17 protein-coding genes and 2 pseudogenes are annotated in these 19,481 nt (G+C 53.8%); 4 read left to right on the forward strand and 15 right to left on the reverse strand.

Translation table 11 applies throughout. From position 1 onward, the window contains the following. The 4 genes from C5687_RS21325 to C5687_RS21335 form a co-directional block, all read left to right on the forward strand. A partial coding sequence (locus C5687_RS21325) for a putative bifunctional diguanylate cyclase/phosphodiesterase (protein ID WP_238380503.1) occupies window positions 1-2,098 on the forward strand: 2,098 nt, incomplete at its 5' end. Window positions 2,099-2,190: 92 nt separating this feature from the next. After that, window positions 2,191-3,423: a sensor domain-containing diguanylate cyclase gene (locus C5687_RS21330; protein WP_104557821.1), complete on the forward strand. Its 1,233-nt coding sequence runs from the start codon at window positions 2,191-2,193 to the stop codon at window positions 3,421-3,423. Window positions 3,424-3,497: 74 nt separating this feature from the next. Continuing rightward, window positions 3,498-3,638 carry an Ecr family regulatory small membrane protein gene (locus C5687_RS24760; RefSeq protein ID WP_158252227.1) on the forward strand — a complete coding sequence of 47 codons (141 nt, stop codon included), beginning with the start codon at window positions 3,498-3,500 and terminating at the stop codon, window positions 3,636-3,638. Window positions 3,639-3,855: 217 nt separating this feature from the next. Beyond that, window positions 3,856-4,422, forward strand: coding sequence for a DJ-1/PfpI family protein (locus C5687_RS21335; RefSeq protein WP_104557823.1), 567 nt, complete (start codon window positions 3,856-3,858; stop codon window positions 4,420-4,422). Here C5687_RS21335 and C5687_RS21340 read toward each other — a convergent pair. The 15 genes and pseudogenes from C5687_RS21340 to C5687_RS25130 all read right to left on the reverse strand — a co-directional run. After that, window positions 4,400-5,716: a VasL domain-containing protein gene (locus C5687_RS21340; protein ID WP_104557824.1), complete on the reverse strand. Its 1,317-nt coding sequence runs from the start codon at window positions 5,714-5,716 to the stop codon at window positions 4,400-4,402. The two genes, C5687_RS21335 and C5687_RS21340, sit on opposite strands and share 23 nt — an antisense overlap. A gap of 44 nt (window positions 5,717-5,760) precedes the next feature. After that, window positions 5,761-6,276, reverse strand: a complete 516-nt coding sequence (locus tag C5687_RS21345; protein ID WP_238380504.1) for a hypothetical protein — start codon at window positions 6,274-6,276, stop codon at window positions 5,761-5,763. Continuing rightward, window positions 6,257-6,709, reverse strand: a complete 453-nt coding sequence (tssE, locus tag C5687_RS21350) for a type VI secretion system baseplate subunit TssE (protein ID WP_047958775.1) — start codon at window positions 6,707-6,709, stop codon at window positions 6,257-6,259. The genes C5687_RS21345 and tssE overlap by 20 nt, the downstream gene beginning before the upstream one ends. Beyond that, window positions 6,702-7,238 (reverse strand): type VI secretion system lipoprotein TssJ, encoded by a 537-nt coding sequence (tssJ, locus tag C5687_RS21355; protein WP_202911308.1) that lies wholly within the window; start codon window positions 7,236-7,238, stop codon window positions 6,702-6,704. Before tssJ ends, tssE begins: the two co-directional genes overlap by 8 nt. Continuing rightward, window positions 7,219-8,322: a type VI secretion system baseplate subunit TssG gene (gene tssG, locus C5687_RS21360; RefSeq protein WP_104557826.1), complete on the reverse strand. Its 1,104-nt coding sequence runs from the start codon at window positions 8,320-8,322 to the stop codon at window positions 7,219-7,221. The genes tssJ and tssG overlap by 20 nt, the downstream gene beginning before the upstream one ends. Further along, complete coding sequence (gene tssF / locus C5687_RS21365; RefSeq protein WP_104557828.1) at window positions 8,277-10,040, reverse strand: type VI secretion system baseplate subunit TssF; 1,764 nt, start codon at window positions 10,038-10,040, stop codon at window positions 8,277-8,279. Before tssF ends, tssG begins: the two co-directional genes overlap by 46 nt. A gap of 20 nt (window positions 10,041-10,060) precedes the next feature. Next, complete coding sequence (gene tssA / locus C5687_RS21370) at window positions 10,061-11,644, reverse strand: type VI secretion system protein TssA (protein WP_104557830.1); 1,584 nt, start codon at window positions 11,642-11,644, stop codon at window positions 10,061-10,063. Beyond that, the gene (locus tag C5687_RS21375; RefSeq protein ID WP_104557832.1) at window positions 11,644-15,054 is read right to left on the reverse strand and encodes an ImcF-related family protein; all 3,411 of its coding nucleotides are present in this window, start codon (window positions 15,052-15,054) and stop codon (window positions 11,644-11,646) included. The genes tssA and C5687_RS21375 overlap by 1 nt, the downstream gene beginning before the upstream one ends. After that, window positions 15,041-16,195: a hypothetical protein gene (locus C5687_RS21380; RefSeq protein ID WP_104557834.1), complete on the reverse strand. Its 1,155-nt coding sequence runs from the start codon at window positions 16,193-16,195 to the stop codon at window positions 15,041-15,043. The genes C5687_RS21375 and C5687_RS21380 overlap by 14 nt, the downstream gene beginning before the upstream one ends. 3 nt (window positions 16,196-16,198) lie before the next feature. Beyond that, window positions 16,199-16,465 carry a PAAR domain-containing protein gene (locus C5687_RS21385; protein ID WP_095440520.1) on the reverse strand — a complete coding sequence of 89 codons (267 nt, stop codon included), beginning with the start codon at window positions 16,463-16,465 and terminating at the stop codon, window positions 16,199-16,201. 413 nt (window positions 16,466-16,878) lie between these two features. Continuing rightward, window positions 16,879-17,124 (reverse strand): hypothetical protein, encoded by a 246-nt coding sequence (locus C5687_RS21390; RefSeq protein ID WP_095440519.1) that lies wholly within the window; start codon window positions 17,122-17,124, stop codon window positions 16,879-16,881. Window positions 17,125-17,367: 243 nt separating this feature from the next. Next, window positions 17,368-17,835, reverse strand: coding sequence for a hypothetical protein (locus tag C5687_RS24655; RefSeq protein WP_146086296.1), 468 nt, complete (start codon window positions 17,833-17,835; stop codon window positions 17,368-17,370). A gap of 24 nt (window positions 17,836-17,859) precedes the next feature. Further along, a pseudogene (locus C5687_RS21400) lies at window positions 17,860-18,737 on the reverse strand (formylglycine-generating enzyme family protein). An 11-nt stretch (window positions 18,738-18,748) separates the two neighbouring features. After that, on the reverse strand, window positions 18,749-19,090 hold the full coding sequence (locus tag C5687_RS25125) for a hypothetical protein (protein WP_238380505.1): 342 nt from the start codon (window positions 19,088-19,090) through the stop codon (window positions 18,749-18,751). Between the two features lie 65 nt (window positions 19,091-19,155). Beyond that, window positions 19,156-19,481: pseudogene (locus tag C5687_RS25130) on the reverse strand (hypothetical protein); the annotation flags it as partial.

Consider the following 19,481-nt stretch of genomic DNA (forward strand, 5'->3'; position numbering starts at 1 on the left):
CGCTATTTCTTATCTGGTCGCTTTCATCGCCTCTTTTGTGGCGCTGGACAGCGCCGGGAAAGTCCCCCTTTCCAGCCGAAAGGCGGCCATGTTCTGGCGCATGGCCGGAGGGTGCTCGCTGGGCATCGGGATTTGGTCGATGCACTTCATTGGCATGCTGTCGATGCAAATGCCAATGATGATGAGTTACGACCTCTGGTTAACCCTTGCCTCTCTCGGCGTCGCGGTGGTGGCATCGACCACGGCCATTAATATTGCCGTTACCGGCAAAAAACTCTCTCCTGTTCGACTGATCCTTGCCACGACGATCCTGAGCGCGGGCGTGGTATCCATGCACTACATCGGTATGGCGGCCCTGATGCTCAATGACAGCATCCTCTGGGACTGGCGCCTTGTGGCATTGTCCGTCGTAATTGCCGTCGTCGCCTCCGGGGCGGCACTGTGGCTGGCATTCCGCCTGCGTGATAAACACAAAGGGGTCTTTATCGATCGCCTTCTCGCGGCCCTGGTCATGGGTGCCGCAATCAGTGCAATGCACTATACCGGCATGAGTGCTGCCCATTTTCAGGAAATGGCGCACACTCTGCCCGGCGGGATCGGCGAACTGGGGTTGTCCATCTGGGTTTCGGTTACCACGCTTTGCCTGCTCGGGGTGATGTTAATCATTTCGCTTATCGATTCTCACTGGCGTACCAACCGGCTGACAGATAATCTGCGGCAGCTCAATCGCCAGCTTGAGCTACAGGCGCGCTTCGATGCGCTCACCGGGCTGGCTAACCGTCAACAGATGGATATCCGCATGCAGGATTGTCTGCGCAGTGCGTTGCTGAGTAACAGGCAATTTGCCGTGATTTTCCTGAACGTCGATCACTTCAAGCGGGTTAATGATACCTGGGGACACAACGTCGGGGATGAGTTACTGATCACTGTTGCGCAGCGCATTACGGCCCGGCTCACACGGGAGATGACCCTGGCCAGGTTGGGTGGGGATGCCTTTATCCTGCTGGTACCGGAATGTGACGACGACAAACTCAACGCCCTGCTCAACGCCTTGCTTGGGGATATGCGACGTCCGCTTTCGCTCTGTGGACATACGCTGAGCACGACAATCAGCGCGGGCGTCAGCCGCTACCCTCAGGATGGCGAAACGCTACATGAGCTAAAGCTCAAGGCCGATGCTGCCTTACATCATGTTAAAGAAGAGGGCCGCAATGACTGGGCCATTTACAGAACCGAGATGTCAACCGCAGTCCCGGCAAAACCCGGTTTTCTGCAGGAGCTGTCTCAGGCGCTGGAGCGTGACCAGTTTGAACTGTGGTACCAGCCCACCTGGCATGCGGAAGATAAAACGATACATGGTTTTGAAGCCCTTCTTCGCTGGCGACATCCTGAGCAGGGTGTGTTACTGCCTAATCTGTTTATCCCCACGCTGGAACAAACCGGCTTAATCATTCCGGTGGGTAACTGGGCCATTGAAGCGGCGTGTCGGCAGCTTCATTTCTGGACGGAACAAGGTTTCAGCCAGTGGACGCTGTCGCTCAACTTATCCCCCGTCCAGTTCGAACAGCAGGACATTTTCCCTGTCGTGTCGTCGATGCTGGAAAAATACAACCTGTCGCCGTCCAGGTTAATTCTTGAGGTGACAGAAAGCACCGCGCTCAAAAATCTCGACCGCAGCATCGAGTTACTGGAAGCGTTTAATCGTGCGGGGATCACAGTCTCGATCGATGATTTTGGTACCGGCTATTCCAACCTGTTGATGCTGAGCGTACTCCCGGCAAAAGAACTGAAGATTGACAGAAGCTTTGTCACGTCGATGCTGGAAAATGAAAAAAGCTACAAGCTGGTCGAAACCATTATGAGTATTGCCCGCACCATGGAGATGAATGTGGTGGCAGAAGGGATAGAAACGGAAGCACAGCAGGCGGAGCTCACCCGTCTTGGCTGCGACTATCTGCAGGGATACCTTTTCTCTCGCCCGTTACCTGCCGAACAGGTCCCGTGGCTGCTGTTACAGAAAAACTCAGACAAACAAATTATCCCCATTAATAAAACGCAGACCGACAGCGCCTATATTTCACAAAAAAATCATGCCTGACGGGGTTAAGTAGAGTATGTTTCAAATGAGTACACGTGAGTTAATTCAGTCATGATGGTCAGGCACAGTGTGCCGATGAGCAGGAAACGCCTATGTCGCAACCTTGTTTTGATGCGCTGAATGTTATTAAAACCCCCGTGTGGCTCATTTCACCCGTGTCGGAACAGATAATTTTTGCCAATGTGGCCGCTCTGCAGGTCATGAGTGATAAAACTCTCGATGCGCTGCGTAAAGGCACCTATTCCGCAACGGCGCAAACCCTCCTGTCGATGTATGTCCCTGAACTGAAAACAGAGCAGGAGATCGTCGAAATCTGGACAATAAGCCAGGATGGGCAGGATACACCGTTAAGTTGCCGGCTCTCACTGGCCCGTTACGCCCCCTGGGGAGATGTGATTGTTTTCGAGGGGTTCGCCCCGCAACTCCTCACAGGATTGAAGGCCAGCCGCTCGGCAACCTACCGGCGGAAAAAACAGGGGTTTTACGCCCGTTTTTTCCAGACCAACAGCGCACCGATGCTGTTAATCGATCCTGCGCGTGACGGCCTGATCGTCGATGCTAACCTGGCCGCGCTGAATTTTTATGGTTATTCGCATGATGATATGTGCAGTAAGCATACCTGGGAGATAAATACCCTGGGACGAGATGTGATACCCATTATGACGGCGATCGCCGCGCTGCCCGGTGGCCATAAACCGCTTAACTTTGTTCACCGTCTTGCCGACGGTACTACCCGTCATGTTCAGACGTATGCCGGCCCCATTGAGATCTACGGTGACAAGCTGATGCTGTGCATCATCCACGATATCACCGAGCAAAAAAGGCTGGAGCAGGAGCTGGAACATGCTGCGTTACGTGACTCCATGACGGGATTACTCAACCGGCGCCAGTTCTACGCGATTACCGATCAAAGCGACCTGAATCATCTTCCCGCGCAGCAGCAGTTTAGCCTGCTGCTGGTGGATACCGATCATTTCAAGAACATCAACGATCTGTTCGGTCATCTGAAGGGCGATGAGGTGCTTATCGCGCTCTCCCGAACGCTGGAAGCCTGCAGCCGAAAAGAGGATTTGGTCTTTCGTTGGGGGGGAGAAGAGTTCGTTATTTTACTGCCGCGTACCCCTCTCGACACTGCGCTGCAGATTGCCGAGTCGATCCGTGCGGACGTTGCCCGTATAACGCTTCCGGGGTTGCCCCGCTTTACCGTCAGCATTGGCGTGGCGCGACATAATCAGGGTGAGAGTATTGATGAGCTGTTTAAGCGTGTCGACGATGCGTTGTATCGCGCTAAAAATGACGGACGTAATAAAGTCCTTGCGGCATGAAACTGGAGTATCCGACAAAGCCCCGCTACAATGCCTGCCTCGGATAAAATAATTTCAGGTGGGTAGAATCTGCAATGGGAAAAACAGAAATAATACTCACCATAATTATTTTACTCCTTATTATATTTGGCTTCTGGTTTATCTTTAGCGGTGAAATCTGGTATTTCGTCGCGTTTCTGGAAAACACCCTTTACCCGACCTTCGATGCCCTATAACGCACGTTTAATCTCTTGTTTCACCTACCGAATTTGTCAGGTACCTGCATGCCAGACAGCCGCGTAAGATACGCGTCGTTATCCTCCAACAACGTTGATAACGAATCACTTATTCACTTGCTTATGTTGCCCGTTCTCTGACGGGCTTTTTTATTTCCGGCAATTCAGCCACGCCAGGCTATATCTTAATCATCTTTGTTAATAAAGGTGAGGAATGATGAGCAAGAAAATCCTGATGCTGGTGGGTGATTACGCCGAAGATTACGAAACCATGGTGCCATTTCAGGCGTTACAGATGTTGGGCCACCAGGTCGATGCTGTCTGCCCCGACAAACCGAAGGGCGACTACATCATGACGGCGATCCATGACTTTGACGGCGCACAGACCTACAGCGAAAAACCCGGCCACCGTTTTATCCTTAACGCCGACTTTTCCAGCGTCAAAGAGCAGGATTATGATGCCCTGCTGATCCCCGGCGGCAGAGCGCCCGAATATCTGCGCTTAAATGAGGACGTGTTAAAGCTGGTTCAGGCATTTGACGCCGCGCGCGAACCGATAGCTGCGGTATGTCACGGCCCGCAACTGCTCGCTGCCGCTGGCATACTGAAGGGACGGACCTGCAGCGCCTACCCGGCCTGTGCGCCTGAGGTCCGTCTCAGCGGCGGACATTACGCCAGTATCGGCATCGATCAGGCCCATGTTGACGGCAACCTGGTGACCGCTCCCGCCTGGCCCGCGCATCCGCAGTGGCTGGCGAAGTTCACTGCGCTGTTAGAAGGATAAAGCTCAAAGAATCCAGATGACGTGAGGCTTCCTCAATACTGACTCCGGGGGTGTTACCTTCCCCCGGTGCGTTAACCAGTTGCCGCAGTTGCTCTTCAGCCGGCACTGCACTGGCAAACGAACGGGTGATCTGCCAGACCATCGTCTTCAGTTCACTTCCCGTCAGGTATTTTCCCTTCTGGTGATCCAGCGCAACCAGTTTTGCCGACAGCGCCTCAAGTTGCGTCATTCCCTCATTCCAGCCCTGGAGCTTGCTTGCGGGCAGCGTCCGGGCCATCTGATATTGCTCCCAGCGTTTTACCAGCTCACGGGTTGCCGGGTCGTCTGGCCACAGGGCTTTTGCCTGCGAAACCAGCCCCTGCCCATAGCGAAGCCGCCATCCTGGTGACTGGTTCATGATCCCGTTGACCTGGTGCGTTATTCGCTCAAGCCACATGGCAGACTCTGTCCGGCTGTTATCCGTCTTCCTGAACGCCTCGATTTGCGGGGCCGTCATGGGTTCAGGCAGCGGGGCAACGGAGGCAGCCAGGGTAGTTGTGGCGTCATCCGGCTGATTCAGGACCTGCCACCCAAAAGCCGTTGCTGCGCCCAGCACCAGCGAGGTTGCCATGCCGGCCACAAAGACGGGCCATCGTCTGGGTTTGACTCGTGGCACTTCCTCTACCCGCACCCTGACCTCAGGCTCCTTATGGATGACATAGACCAGCTGGCTGGATGGTCGCACCGCTTCCTCAGGCAAAGCAGTGCCCTGGGAGATTTCCTCATGCAGAGCACCGTTTTCCAGGCGACTTAAAGCACTACGTATCTGCTGCAGCAGGGATGTCGGGTTACAGGCGTGTCTGAGTTCCTGACGCTTCAGAATGTCGTCCAGCGCCTGCAGTTGCTTTTCAGCCAGCTCAAGTGCCGTGAAATCAGCAGGTTGGAGTGACCATGTACGGAAAAGTTTCTGCAAGCGCTGAAAAAGTCCATTGAGAATTTCAGCCCGGGCCTGCACCGGCTGCGGCCAGAACTGAGCCCACTGGTAGCTCAGCATCGCTGTCAGGATGGCCAGCCCCTCCTTAAGACCACTGACCTGCGCCAGCTGGCTGCGGGCAAGGGTATACCAGGCACCGGTCTGCAGCTCAACACCGTTGATTTCAAACAGGGAAAGCGACAGTTCTTCCACCTGCATCCAGTCGACGTCCGGACGTGCCGGGTGTGTCAGTTTGCTCATCTCATCGCGCAGCGCCGTAAACTGAGGCAGTGAACGCGGATCGCCGCCGGTTCTCACCGGGCGGGGGTGTTCGTCATGCATGTTTCATTTTCCGGGGAAAAGCGAGCCAGAGTCAGGCTCAGGGTTTACTCAGGAAGCAAAGGGGCAATCATCATAAAGAATGCCTCTTCATCAAGCCGGGCAGGATCACCGCCCTGCACGCCAGCCGGACACCAGGTCCAGTCATTCTGCCTGCCGCTGCGCATAAACAACCGGTACAGGGGCCGGATAGCGTCCGGCGCATGCAGACAGGCCTCAATACAGCCGGTCACGCCCGGCCCGTACAGGAAAATGGGGGTAAACCGGATACTTCGCTTTCCGTAGTGCAGGGTGATACCCGGCACCGAAAACGCGCTCCCGCCGATGAGAAATTCAACCAGCGCAGTGGCAGTGGCTTCCGTGCGGATTTCTGTTCCGGCAAGCCACGTGTCCATTGACGCCTGGAGCTGGCTGATTCGCAGGCGGAACGCCGCAATATCCGCTTCCGCCTTCGTGTCAAAAGCTTCACAGCGGGGATGCTGGTCCTGCAGTTTTCTTAAAAATCGTGCTTTTGCCGTCATGCTTTTACTGTCCGTCAGAAGATTAAAGGCGGGTCCGGGCATCAAGATACTGCTGCTGTTTGAGGTGACGGATCAGCACACGCCCTTCGGGCATAAACGCCGTGCCATAACGCACCAGACCAATCCCCCTGAGTTCGGCATCAATCGCATAACGCAGCTCACCCGGAATAGTCTGCTCAAGCAGAACCACATCAATTTTCTTAAGCCGCGGTTCGTACTTAAGCAATACAGCCGATAACGTTCCCATCAGTTCATGCGCGGTACCCGGCATGCCCTGCAGAATTTTGGTCATATCCGGCAGACCGTAGTCCGGCAGGTGCGCCAGCGTGCCAGCGCGGCAGTTGAGGATACGTTGCATGTTGTCCAGTACCGAAAGGATAACCTGATTCTCTTCGCTGACCTGATGCAGATCGAGGCCGCCGGTAAAGTTGCCGTAAAGCGTTTCATACAGCGATGGACGGGAGGGCTCACTCATCTTTCAGTGCCTTCAGCGTTAGCCGGTTGTCACCCGCTTCAATCACCCGAGCCTTGTCCGGATCAAGCTCATCGCGGCTCAGTACTACACGCCAGGTGTTGTCCTCCTGGTCCGGCGACATAAACATTCCGGCTACCGCCACATACTGTGCCTTTTCGTCCATCGGCATATCGACCATTACCGCCCCACCCGGCTGCAGACGGATATCTTTCTCCGCCACCAGGTCTGCTCTGATAGCCTGACTGTCGGCATTAAAGAGTGACGGGTAATCCGTACTATCAAACGTCTTACGCTCCTTAAGCTGATAAATACGCACCACCGTCGACAGCGCCACCCCACCGGCGTTGTGGTTCACTGCCTCACGGGCGCGAATGTCGAGATGCAGGCTTTTCACCTGTTTATAAAATATGGATTTGGTCACAGCGACGGTACCGTCCGTGACTTTCTGGGTCAGGCCACAGCCTGCCAGTAACAGTGAAATACCCGTGGCCAGCGCGGCCAGGGGGAATTTACCAGAGGTAATCGCCATCTTCATCGGTCTCCCTGCGGTGAATATGTTCCTGTATCCGCTCATAGCGGCCAAGATTGATGGTTATTGTTTTGGGATGCGTGGCGGTGTTTGCCGCATTCAACGGTCGCATTACGGCGGTGCGGCCCAGCTGCACCGCGCCGGCACCGGGCTGAGTGTTTATCGTCGCGTCAGGCAACAGGTTACGGTCGACACACAACTGCAGGCGCACATCGAGGCGCGAACCAAGATAAACGTGCAGCAGCGCCAGCAAATCCGTGTGAAGCTCTCCGCCGGGTAACCAGCCCGTCACTTCCGCCGCGTCGGTAGTGGTCAGGCGCATCAGCACCTGACTGTTCGCGTCGGTTGCGTAGCTGCCCATCACCGGGCGGGTTTTCAGGGTAACGGGCTGGCGAACATACATCGCCAGCGGGTTCTTCAGTGGCACACGGCGTTTGTCATGGTGCCAAATTTTTACCTGAGTGTTGGGCGCCAGCAGACGCACCAGAGAGGCCATGCCTTCCGCCGTGCGTCCCGGCAACAGCATCACCGGCAGCAGCGCCAGAAAGCGTGAAGCCGGCGCGGCGATGCTGTCCGTACAGCCATCAATCCCGAGCCCAGCCAGCCCCAGCAGGTACTGCGAGGTTTTGTCCCTGCCGCCTTCTTCAAAGGTTGCCGGATACGAGTACTTACGCCAGATACGGTAGTACTGGGCAATCAGCCGGTGGTTGAAGATATCGAGGAAACCGGCAGTGGCCTCATACCCTTCCCGGCGACGGGTGATGTCATCGGTATAGTGCGTCGGCAGGGTAGATTCCACGCCGTAGAGCCCCATAAAGGTGATGCGCACCGTCGGCGGCAGATGGGGATGCTCGGGTAACTCCACCCCTTTGATTTCAGAAGCCGGGAACCCCATCCCGGGATGGGGCCGGAATCGCACCGGCTCACGCTTAACCTGCCAGGTGCTGCCGGTAACCGGTTGACCCGGCTGGCTCTGCTCCAGTAGCTGGCAAAAGCGATAAAAGTTCATGTACGGCAGGTACTGCCGTAGCTGCGCTGTCAGCCGGGCAGCCGCGGACTGTGGTTCTCTTTCCACCGGATACATTTTCCTTCTGGCTGAACGATGAGGGTGAGCTGGTTGAACTGGTTCATGTCTGCATAGAGCGCGAAGAAACGGTTGAGCATTTCGCCAAACAGGTGAATGTCCCCTTCCCCCGTAAAACCGTTGCTGTCGAGCGTGATTTCGATATCCAGCCCGCGCAGCAGGTAACCCTGCTCGAACCGCTGCAGGCGGTGATGCGTCACCTGCTGTATCGCCTCCAGACGGCGGGTGTTCAGTTCATCCTCCTGCCAGTTGTACAGCGCAAGCGTCCCGCGCAGCACTTCAGCAGTACTCATCATGTTCAGGAACCCGGAACCCAGGTGACTCAGCACCCGCCAGTGAAAACGGTCTTCCGCAGGCGGGTAGACGGGCAGCGTCGGCCTGCAGAGGTTGCGTACCGAAAGCGGTGTACTGACCACCTGTTCACAGCGGTCAAGCAGTGTGCTCTGCAGCGCCCGGCGCGGTAACTGACCGTTGGTACCGGTGATTTGCAGCGACACGGCTTCGCGCTCAAACAGGCGGTCTTCTTCCCACTGGTGTCCGCCGAGGATAAGCCAGGTGTCATACAGCCCGGTCACGCTGCGCTTCACGCGTGTGTGGTAGTAGCGTGGCGGCGCGTGGCGACGCATCATCCCGCCCTTGTGGCGGAAACTACTGAACGGGACGTACTCCGCGTCATGGGTCCGGTTTGAGCCGGTAACTGAATCGACAGAATAAATCTCGGTATGTCCGTCCTGCAGGCGTTTCGGGCGCAGCAGGTACTCGCTTTCAAGCCCGGTGATGGTGAGCGGGTCCGCTTCCAGGGTGAACAGGTTAATCACCGGCACGCAGTGCAGGCGAACGGCCTCACCGGTAACCGGCAGGTCAGACGGCCATGGCGTACTGAACACCACTTCAATGTCGAAATACTCGGCCCCAGCAGGCGGCGTGATACCGTCAAGGCCGTTGAGGTGGACAAACATAAACTTGTCCCGGAAGGTGAAGTATTCCAGCAGCAGCTGGTAGCCGCTGAAGGCGGTATCCCCTTTCGGCCAGAGTCCGTCTTCCTCCGCAAAGCCACCCGGTGAGAAATATCCGTCAAGACGAATACGGTCAGTCTGCCCGGGCAGGCGCAGGTACAGTGCCGCCTGCCGTTTGGTCAACATCAGGTGCAGCTGGCTGCTGACCGGGGCATCCGCCCCAAGATACAGGCTCAGACGGCTGAGGTCAGCACCGGACCAGTCCGCCTGACGGCTGCAGGCAAAGCGCATCCGCAGCAGCGAGCGACCGTCGGGCTCCGTCGTCATGGTAACACCCGATATGCTCAGGGGATTGAGCATCACATCCTGAGTGGTGCGATAACGGCAGACGGTGTTCTTCGGTCCCACCGGCCGGGAGTACACTTCAAGGCCTGCGGGCACCACTTCCGCCATTTTCATGGCATGCAGCGCCGGGGTCAGTGCCACCACCGAAAGCGACGGAATGGTGCGCAGGTAGTGTGGCCAGAGCATGCTGACTAGCCCCTCAGTCAGTTCCGGCAGGTCGTCGTCTATCTTTTCACGCAGCCGCCCCACCGAGAAGGCAAACCCTTCGAACAGGCGTTCAACATACGGGTCGGGGGTCCCGGCCTTATCCAGGTCGAGCATCGCGGCCCGGTCCGGGTGGGTCTGTGCGAACTCTTTCGCGGCTTCACGCAGGTAGCGCATTTCTGCGTCGAAATAGCGCAGGGTCAAATCTTCCATTTATTCTTTTTCCTGTGGATCTAACCGCAAAGAACGGCGGCGCGGGCAGGGTCAACGGCAATAAGCCCGGCCAGTAACTTATCCATCACCGGTGTAAGACAGGCCCTGTCAGCTTCACTGCGACCCGCTTTCAGTCGCAGAAGTTTCAGATGCCGGGCCTGGACTTCAAACAGTAGCTCAGGCTCCCAGTCGCTGAGGGTGATGTCACCGGCTCGCTCACCGAGCTCAGCAAACAGGTGTACAGCCAGGTCATTTTTGCCGTACTGCTCAGCAATACGCCCCATCAGCAGGCGCAGCAGCCACTTCTGGCGTTCGGTGGTTATGCCCGGCCGGGTCTGTAGCCATCCCAGCGCCGCATCCGGGCCCTCGCTGTCCGCCAGCGCCACGGCTTCCGGCTCCAGCGTCAGAATGTCATCGTTTCCACTGGACACGTGCGCGGAGGGCATGTCATTACCCCACCCGTCCGCCGTGTCCAGCACGCTCTGCCGGATCCAGTTCAGCGTCACCTCATCCGCAAACGGCGTGCCGTCGCTGAAGGCCAGCGTTTCGAGCCCGGAAAGGCGGGTCAGCAGCCCTTTGAGGTCAGCGGCGATGATGTCGGCCAGAGTCTCCTGCCCGGTTTTCGTCAGCGCCTGATGGATATACCACTGCAAATCCAGCCACAGGTGATTAGCACCACGGGAAAAGGCGCTGTCGGCCGTTTCCAGCATCTCAGCCCAGTTCTGCTGCAGGTAGAGGCGTTTGAGCAGCGCGCGCTGGTCCGCCCGTGGCGGTTCGATGCGCGTACGGCCCTGTGCATCCGGGGCCGGAATGGCCCACAGGGTGTCATGCCGCAGGCTTTTCATCAGATGGTGCGCTGACAGCCAGCCGTCAGGCTGTTCGCGCAGGTATTCACTGAGCGTCCGGGCCTGCGCCAGCAAATCCTGGCCGGAGGTGATCCGCCCGATAGCCGGGGCATCGCTATGGCTCGCCATGGAAGGTATGTCACTGGTACCGGCATTCTGCGGGACCACCGCATCCACCCCGCCTGCCTTCTGCAGACGACTTTCCAGCGCACCATACAGCGCATTAAGTTCAGGCGGCTCGTTTTCGGTAAGCTGCGCTATCAGCAGCAGCGCCCCGGAGGTACGCACGGCCTCTTCCCGGACCACTTCCGGGTACAGGGAAAGGGAGTCGGTCATACGCGAACCGGCCAGCCACTCCAGCGCCGCCGTGCGGCTACGCTCCCGCCGGGGATGCAACTGCGCGCCAAAGCGATCTATCAGACCTGCCAGCATTTCGAGTCCTTCGGCCAGCCCCTTTTCACCTTCCCGGTGAAGTTTCGCCCAGCAGTACCAGGTTGCCACACGGATATCTTTCGCAACGGTGGTTAAAATCTTTTCTGCATGCTGGCAGATAAGCGCAGTGTCTGCGCCAGAGAGCTTATTGATTTCCTCGCGAATTTGCTGGAAGTCATCATCATAGCCCGGGTCTTCACCAGCGAGCGATGAACCGGACAGCGGCTGCAGCCAGCGCTCCCACTGCGCCACGCGTTCCCGGGTGGCGGCAAGCAGTGGGACCTGTTCGGCCTGGCAGGCGCTGAGTAAGGCGTTCAGCATGTTCATCAGTAAACCTCCTCTTCATCACTGATAACCGGGTCTGACACGGCCATGTCGGTTGTGCTGAAGATGGTCTCCGGCAGGCGGAAGTTGCGCAGCTTCAGCAGTACCAGCGGCCCCTCCCCCGCTTCGGTACGCAGGGTGTAATTGAGCGCGCGACCATCCCGGGCTTTCCAGCTCAGGCTGTAACTGCTGTCGGCCCCCGGGTAAGCGCTGACCACAGCCTTATCGAGCAGGCGTATCCAGCCCCAGGTACCGGGGATATCGGCATACTGGCGGGTCCCGGCCTGGGTGCTTATCCAGCTTAAGACCGCGCCGGGCGCCTCCGTATCCGCAGGCCAGCTAAAACGCTTCCACGTCGGCATCTGGTTCATGTAGGTGAGTTTCTGGCTATCGATAATCAGGTCTGTCTGCATCACGCCATCGGCAGTGCCCGGACGCAGCTCGAAGTTCATCCCGGCGTTGCCTTCGGTGAAGGCCACATCCGAGATATGGCTCAGGGTGTTGACGGCATTAAGGAATGCCGGATTAAACACCAGCCCCTGGGAGTTGATACTGTCCGGCACCCAGTGGTTACCCTCTTTATGCAGCACACCCCGGAGGCGCGTTTGCAGGAACTGGGCAATCCGCCCGGAATCCGCATTGAGGTATTTCGCCAGCAACGGCAGAGAAACATCACTGGTGGCGTTGTTGAACGGATAACGACCGCCAAAGGCACTGTTCCACTCAGCAACCACCGCCTGTTGCCACTGAGCATTAAGACTCTCCGCCGCCGGGGTCAGCACCTGCTGCCAGGCCTGCTCCATCGGAGTCACAAATACCGAGCGGCCAAAACCGCTCCACTCCTGCCCCAGACCGGCGGCAATCAGGCTGCCGTAGTCGCGGGTTTCGGTCAGGTCGACAGCTTTGCCCTGGAAAACCGTCTGAGCAATGGTCTGGGTCATTGCCTGCGGATCGGCGGCATTGGTCACCTGCTGCAGGCGCAGACGCACCTGGGTCACACGGGTGAGGTATGACTGCAGGCTCTGCGCCTGTTCGCCGGTGCGGCTTTTATTCATCAGCGCCAGTACCGGGCCAAAGGTCGCATCCAGCGGACCATGGACACCGGCGCTCTGGTCAATCGCGTCCTTATCGTCACCACCCAGCAGGTTTTTGGCTGATTTCACCAGTGAATCGGAAATCGCCTCGCCAGTCTGCCCGGTACGTCCCTGCACGTTCAGGGTGTTCATCAGCGCCACCAGAGGCGACTGACGCACGTCGGCCATCAGGGTCAGTTGGTCAATGGAGTCCGACAGTGTGGCTGCCGGGTTCCAGCGCAGGCTGTTGAGAAATTCCAGCCATGCACCACCAAAATCGGCAAAATAACGCGCCGTCAGGCGATTTTTAAGTGCTTCCGGAGAGATTTCATCCTGCTGACTGACCGGACGTTTGCTGTCAGTCAACACCCAGTCGAGCTCGTCTCGACGCGCCTTCACCACTTTTTCAATAGCAGGCTGCACCGCCTGCTCCCAGGCCTGTCGGGTAAACATACCGGGTACGATTTCCGTGGTGCTGAACAGGCGGGCGGCATCGGTATCGCCGGTCATGTCTTCGAGACGCATATCCACATAGAGATGCGCCACCTGAGAGAGCATTTTCTGGTACAGCGTCGATTCACTGTTACGCACGCCCATCAGGCGAACCAACAGCGACCGCGCCTGACTGACCATGTTCTCATCGGCACGGAGCTTCCACTCCGGATGCGTGACCTGCTGCGAGCCAAAGAACGACAGCAGCGACGGAGCCATGCCCTGCCAGATACCGTTTTTCACGCCGTCACGCGTCGGCCAGGCCTGAAGCAGTGCCGTGCTGAACCAGACCGCATCCATATGCTCAGGACGCGCCAGCATCAGGTAAAGTTTCAACTGGTCATAGGCCATTTTTGCCCTCTGCTCGCGCAGCGGGCTATCCGGCGGCAGCGCATTAAAGGCATTAAGCCGGGTCTGCAGGTGAACCGCGGCGGCATCACGCAGCAGCGGCAAGGCGCTGTCCTGGTAGCATGGCCAGAGTGCCGCCAGCAGCGCATTGTTCTGGCTCAGCCCGGCCTGCTCATACCACGGCACGCCGTGCTCTGAACGGTACTGCAGGCGAGCAAGGGTTTTCTGGAGTTCAGCCAGGGCGTGCAGACGCTGCTCCGGCGGCTGATTTTGCCGTAAAGCCAGCGCGGCCAGGGCATTCGCGGTCCCAATCTGACTGCGGTTGGCCACATACGCAATCCCCATCCACACGACCCAGCCCACCATCGCAAGCGCAACAGAAGACGACATGACCCTGTACCAGGGGATGCCCGGCTTAACGGGACGCAGCGCGGCAGGGAGCATCCGGACAGATTCAGGCAGCACATCCCAGCGCCTGTCCATGCCCCAGCGGTGTTGCACGTCACGCTCAGCACCGGCAGAAGGCTGGCTGAACACCACACCGGCCAGCGGTAGCGGACGGTACGGACTGAGCATCACCAACAGCGGCGCGGTCAAGCTCGCCGGCTCGCGAATGAGCTGGTCGGCAAGGGCCAGCAGGAAGTTGTGTTTCACATCATTACAGGTCTGCTGCAGGCCTTGCGAAATCAACTCCGGCGTCAGGGCAGCAAGCTGTTCTGTTAACCCCTCAGTACGGCACCCGGCGGGCAGCAGGCAGCCTGTCGCCTGCACGATGCGTCCTTCCGGTTTACCGGCGCGCGGATGCAGGGACCAGACATACAGGGGAAGTTTCCAGCCCAGCGTATCCATGCGGTTGCTGATAGCATGAGCCAGGGAATCCATGGTGCTTTCAGAAGGAACCGGTAGTGGTCGTTCCAGACCCGGCGCTGAAAGCTGGTCAAAGGCTGAGGTGACCCACACCAGGCCATCCAGCGGACGACGACGCAGCTTACGCAGCGCCGTCAGCCAGGCACTGTCGGCTGGGGTATTGAGATCTCCGCCCCACAGCAGCAGCGTGCCGCGATCTTCCTGCCAGAGTTGGGCGGTGAGGCCGGGGGTCAGTTGCTCAACTTCAGCCACCGTACCGGTTATCAGGAGGATGCGCGTTTTACGGCCCCAGCGACGGCCATAGAGGTTACGCATGGCTGCTCGGATGGTGTCGACGGTGACGTTGCGTGGTGCGGTCTGTTTGAGGCGACCTTCATCAGCAGGCAGCACATTTTTACGCTGTGCCTGAAAGCGATGCCAGCCCTGCTTGATGGCAAGGCCAATTGTTTTACCATGACGAAGCATCATTAACAAAAACAAAGCACCGGCAAATGCCAGACTCTTCAGAAGCGTAGTGAGCAGCCCAACCTGATCGCCAAAGTTCCAGATTAACCAGGCAATTCCCCCTGCAATGAGGGAAGTGAACCCCAATCTGCCCCAGCCTCCCCGCCATGAAGAATTACCTGTTGTCATTATTTCGGTTCCCTGTTTGCACTGTATTAATAAATTTCTGATCGCCATCTGTAGAAAGCATCAGACAATCTGCTTTCTGGATATTCACAATATCGCTAACTATTGCAGCCATGATCCATGGAGAAAAGGGGCCGCTAAGCCCGGCATATTTTTCCAGCCAGTGGGTTTGTTCAGGTTTCCAGCGTCCTGCGTGTTTAATTGCCGCTTCAAGCAGGTCCGGAAATAAATCTCCCCAGGCGGCCTGATCGCCGATGATATTTTCTGTGGTGCAGGCCTGAGTTTGTGTTGACAAAAACGTTTCCAGTGATTTCTCAATATCACCTATATTTAATGACATTGGCCGTAGCAGGCAGGCATCATGTGTAAGATGATATTTAGTGGCAACATCGTCTGATGTCAGCAGCAGCGCGACCAGAACATCGCTATATTGTCTTTCCCCCTGAATCTGATGTACCAGAATAAGATCTACATCCAGCGTTAGCGATTTGATCCGTTCTTCCAGCCAGATAAAGGTCTTTCCGGTCTGTATATTCAAAACAGGGACAGGGCGCAAAGGAACTGAGCCCTGCCAGACCTTTGCAAATTCGTTCTGAAGTGTCAGGACATCAGTCTGCGAATCTGTCAACAACGTGACGCTAAGGGGTAAATCCGATGGAACCTTAGCCAGGGCATCACCAGCACATTCAAGTAGTTGCGAGAAGCAGCTTTCGGCAGTTGGGTAATGTAAATGCCGCGTCAATGTTGTGTGCTGCATCTGCTCAGCAGATGCCTGCAAAAAACGATATGGCGTCAAAGCATCCGGAAAAATGACACTGCTATGCAGCACAGCAATGTTGCGCCCGGCCCATTCAGTCCATTGTTGCTGGGCATAATTAGCTTCATTAGCCTCGAATTCGTACTTTTCAAACGCACTGTTATAGAGCCAACCCCGCAGGCAAAGGAAGAAAAACCAGATAACTATTGGACTTGCGGTTACGGCCCAAAGATTGAATTCCTGTAAAGGTCCCGAAAGCTTGTTAGCATGCAGGACGAACAGCATCACACTCCCTACAACCGCAGTAAGCCCCAATATAAGCCACAGAACAAAAGAAGGTTCTTCAGGCTTCCCGGATACCGTTGATTTCTCACGCTCCCAGCTCATTAATTATCCTATTACACAATCCGGTGCGCTGGATATCAGCTGACAACCACATTCACAGCGGCAACCATCCACAGCAATCGCTTTACCGTCTGAGGACCATTCAGGCGAACCTTCAATAATTGAGTTGATGCCATGACCAATTATTGGGCAGCTAACTTTATCCCCAATCAGTGCAACCTTTTTACCATTAACTATCATGGTGGATGAAGCAGATATAACCTGACCACCATGGGTAGTTTTATCACCGAGTAATACGAAGCCTTTGGACATAACAATTTTCCTTTTGCTATAAAAAAATAATCGATTGACTGGCTGTACGTTTTCAATAATCGTCCAGAAAACCAGATTCGGATCTTTCTCTGGCGATATTTTTACAAATTACTGAGATTCAACAGTCCTTATTTCCTGTACAACGGCATCAACGCCACTTCTTGCCGAGCCACAGTTCTTTTCGTCAGGAGAATTATTCAAATCCTTACAAATCATAAAATCATCTAACACTTTACGGCACTGCCGTTCTTCGGGCTGGATAATTTCGGTTCTACAAAAGGATATGAAGCATCACCATGCGATACCGTAACAGCACGATTCATTTCACCTTTAACATCGAAGGAGGTGATGTTAAAATCACCAGAGAGATTTATTTTTATTAAATCGCTTTTATCAGTAGTTATTGAATAAAATTACTCATTACCGGCAGGATATTGTACAACTTCCAACCCTGCATCGTATTTGTTAAAAAGTAGTTTGTAGTTCTCACTGCCATTGTCAATATTATTTTCCGATACAGCATTCGTAGTATAAACATACCAAGCAGGCTTTGATCGCCCCTCAAGTAACATTGCTATTTTACGTTCATCTTCAAAAACATAAAATTGTTTTACTTTATATTTAACACCACTTATATACGGCAACAAAATTTTATTCACAATTCTACTTCGTGCATTAAATGATAATATCGAAGAGACCCCATACCCATCACTATCTTCGATAGATGCACTGGTATATAAAGTATCTCCCTTATCAGAAAGGGAAGCAAAATCGCCAAGTGATTTAAGTGAATATTTAATGCTTTGGGGAAGTGAACACCTTTTAACTCATTTTTATTCACGACCTTTGATAAAAGAGAGAAATGCTTATCAAAAAGGGCAATGGTTATATTTTTTTTATCGTTAAAAAACTCGCCGAGGTTTTTCTGATGCATCGAGTTTTGCACCGGAAAAATTAACCTTGGACACAGAATTATTCATGCTATAAGAGTAAATATTTACCCCGTCGGTAAAGACACAATGGCCATCATTTGAAGAAACAATAACATTGTTTATGGGAGCAACACTGGAGTACACATCTCTCGATGGAAATAGCATCTTCTTAACACCAGACATAACATTTGCAACCCATAAATAACTACTTGCCCCACCCACCCCGCCACAGATAATCCCGGTAGTAGCATTGAAGTCCATGCCGCCTGACAAATTGTATCCAATTAGCATTCGTTCTTTAACATCTGAACCGTTCCACAAGTACAGATTGAGGTTCTTAATGTCTTCAACTAGATAATGCTGACTACTCGCAAGAGCACTTAATGAAGATAGCAACGAACAAAAAACAAGAATAATTTTAGAAATAGTTAAGCGCATAGATAAATCCTTACTAATTTTAAGCTAATTGTTAACTACGCAGCGAAACACACCAACGTCATAATTATATACATCATCTTCTGGTTTCGGATTAGGTGGTGAAGATTGTCTGAAAATCGTTAACGCATATTGGTCATCCCCACCTACAGCTCCGCGCTGAACTTTCCTCTCTCCTTTAGTTGGTCCCTGTGGATCTTTAACCGGAGAATGCGAATAATAATCTGATGCATACCAGTCATTCGTCCATTCTTTTCCACTTAAACCCATATCATAAAGGCCTAACGGATTGGGTGGGTATTTACCAATTGGGTATATAGGAAGATATAACCCGCCTGTATATTGCTGCAATTCATCATATGTTGGATGATTCCTACCCCGTTCTATTTTTCCATTATCAGTTGCAAAGGGTAAGTACTTCCCTTCTGAGCGCGCGGCATACTCCCATTGAGCTTCTGTCGGTAAATCGATTTTTTTCCCTGACAGCTCCCCTAGCCATAGGCAATAATCCTTTGCTCGCTGCCAAGTAACACTTGCAGAATAATTGTCACTCAGAAGCAACGGAGAGCCTTTAGCAAGAATATCAACAGGGGGGGAGGGGTACCTGTCACATCCAGATATGTTTTATAGTCAGCATTTGTGACCTTATATTTCGAGATCATAAAACTGCCAAGAACAACCTTATGAAGTACTTTATCATCTTGTTGAATACTAAAAGGTAATTTTTCCCCGATCAGCGGACCAAAGTCTCCCATTAGAAAATCACCACCTTTAACACTCACCATGCTTGCAATTGATTTATCAACAAGTTTATTAGCTAATTCTACATTCTTTGATGAGCTATCACAGGCAGCCATTGTAAAAATAAGTAAGAACAATATTTTTTTTGCATTTCTATTTTTCATTACAGCCTGCCTTATGCCATTTGTGTATTAGAGTTGTGATTGTCATTTATCAAGGCGATATATTGTTTCATTTCGTCGTGAGGAATTGGTTTAAAGGGCTCATCAGGATCAACTGTGTCAGGAAGTCTTGAATAAAGTGTATGTAAGTTTCGTTCATATTGGGTGGAGAAATTCCCCATAAATTCAAACTCAGTCGTCCCTAAGAAGTGAAACAATGCCTTTTCATTAACTTCTGCACTACCCTTTCCTTCTGCCGGTATAGCTGTCATATGTTGCATCACATTATTATAATCCGCTTTACTCTGCACCCATTTGAAGCAATACATTATTGCTGTTTTCCTTAACTGCATCACCCCCATTTTCTTGTATCTTTTTTTTGATTTCTGTGGTCTATCATATCCAATGCATTGACATCCATTTACTGCGATATTATAGAGCCTTTTGTTTCTGGTGGTGTATATTTCAACTGGTCTGGATTAGCAATAATGCTATTCATTAGAGCCACGCGTTTATCTTCGTTATCAAGAGCCTGGGTGAATTGTCTTAAAATCCCACGAATGTCACTATTCAGATGATTAAACATTTCAGCACCAATTTGAATCTTCTCCGCAGCTAATATTATTGGTATAGCGCACAGTGACTGAAATGAGCCTGGTTGCATTATGTCCTCAAGCTTCTGGTAGTCAACATTTCTGAGCATATACATAAAACTTTTCATAAATGCCGCAAATGAATTACCGTCAA

Source organism: Enterobacter sichuanensis, from assembly GCF_002939185.1.
Taxonomy (GTDB): domain Bacteria; phylum Pseudomonadota; class Gammaproteobacteria; order Enterobacterales; family Enterobacteriaceae; genus Enterobacter; species Enterobacter sichuanensis.

Bases quoted from the DNA above. Each gene is read 5' to 3' on its own strand.
- C5687_RS21330 (WP_104557821.1), top strand. From the start codon at position 2,191: ATGTCGCAACCTTGTTTTGATGCGCTGAATGTTATTAAAACCCCCGTG.
- C5687_RS24760 (WP_158252227.1), top strand. From the start codon at position 3,498: ATGGGAAAAACAGAAATAATACTCACCATAATTATTTTACTCCTTATT.
- C5687_RS21335 (WP_104557823.1), top strand. From the start codon at position 3,856: ATGAGCAAGAAAATCCTGATGCTGGTGGGTGATTACGCCGAAGATTAC.
- C5687_RS21340 (WP_104557824.1), bottom strand. From the start codon at position 5,716: ATGCATGACGAACACCCCCGCCCGGTGAGAACCGGCGGCGATCCGCGT.
- C5687_RS21345 (WP_238380504.1), bottom strand. From the start codon at position 6,276: ATGCCCGGACCCGCCTTTAATCTTCTGACGGACAGTAAAAGCATGACG.
- tssE (WP_047958775.1), bottom strand. From the start codon at position 6,709: ATGAGTGAGCCCTCCCGTCCATCGCTGTATGAAACGCTTTACGGCAAC.
- tssJ (WP_202911308.1), bottom strand. From the start codon at position 7,238: ATGGCGATTACCTCTGGTAAATTCCCCCTGGCCGCGCTGGCCACGGGT.
- tssG (WP_104557826.1), bottom strand. From the start codon at position 8,322: ATGTATCCGGTGGAAAGAGAACCACAGTCCGCGGCTGCCCGGCTGACA.
- tssF (WP_104557828.1), bottom strand. From the start codon at position 10,040: ATGGAAGATTTGACCCTGCGCTATTTCGACGCAGAAATGCGCTACCTG.
- tssA (WP_104557830.1), bottom strand. From the start codon at position 11,644: ATGAACATGCTGAACGCCTTACTCAGCGCCTGCCAGGCCGAACAGGTC.
- C5687_RS21375 (WP_104557832.1), bottom strand. From the start codon at position 15,054: ATGACAACAGGTAATTCTTCATGGCGGGGAGGCTGGGGCAGATTGGGG.
- C5687_RS21380 (WP_104557834.1), bottom strand. From the start codon at position 16,195: ATGAGCTGGGAGCGTGAGAAATCAACGGTATCCGGGAAGCCTGAAGAA.
- C5687_RS21385 (WP_095440520.1), bottom strand. From the start codon at position 16,465: ATGTCCAAAGGCTTCGTATTACTCGGTGATAAAACTACCCATGGTGGT.
- C5687_RS24655 (WP_146086296.1), bottom strand. From the start codon at position 17,835: ATGCGCTTAACTATTTCTAAAATTATTCTTGTTTTTTGTTCGTTGCTA.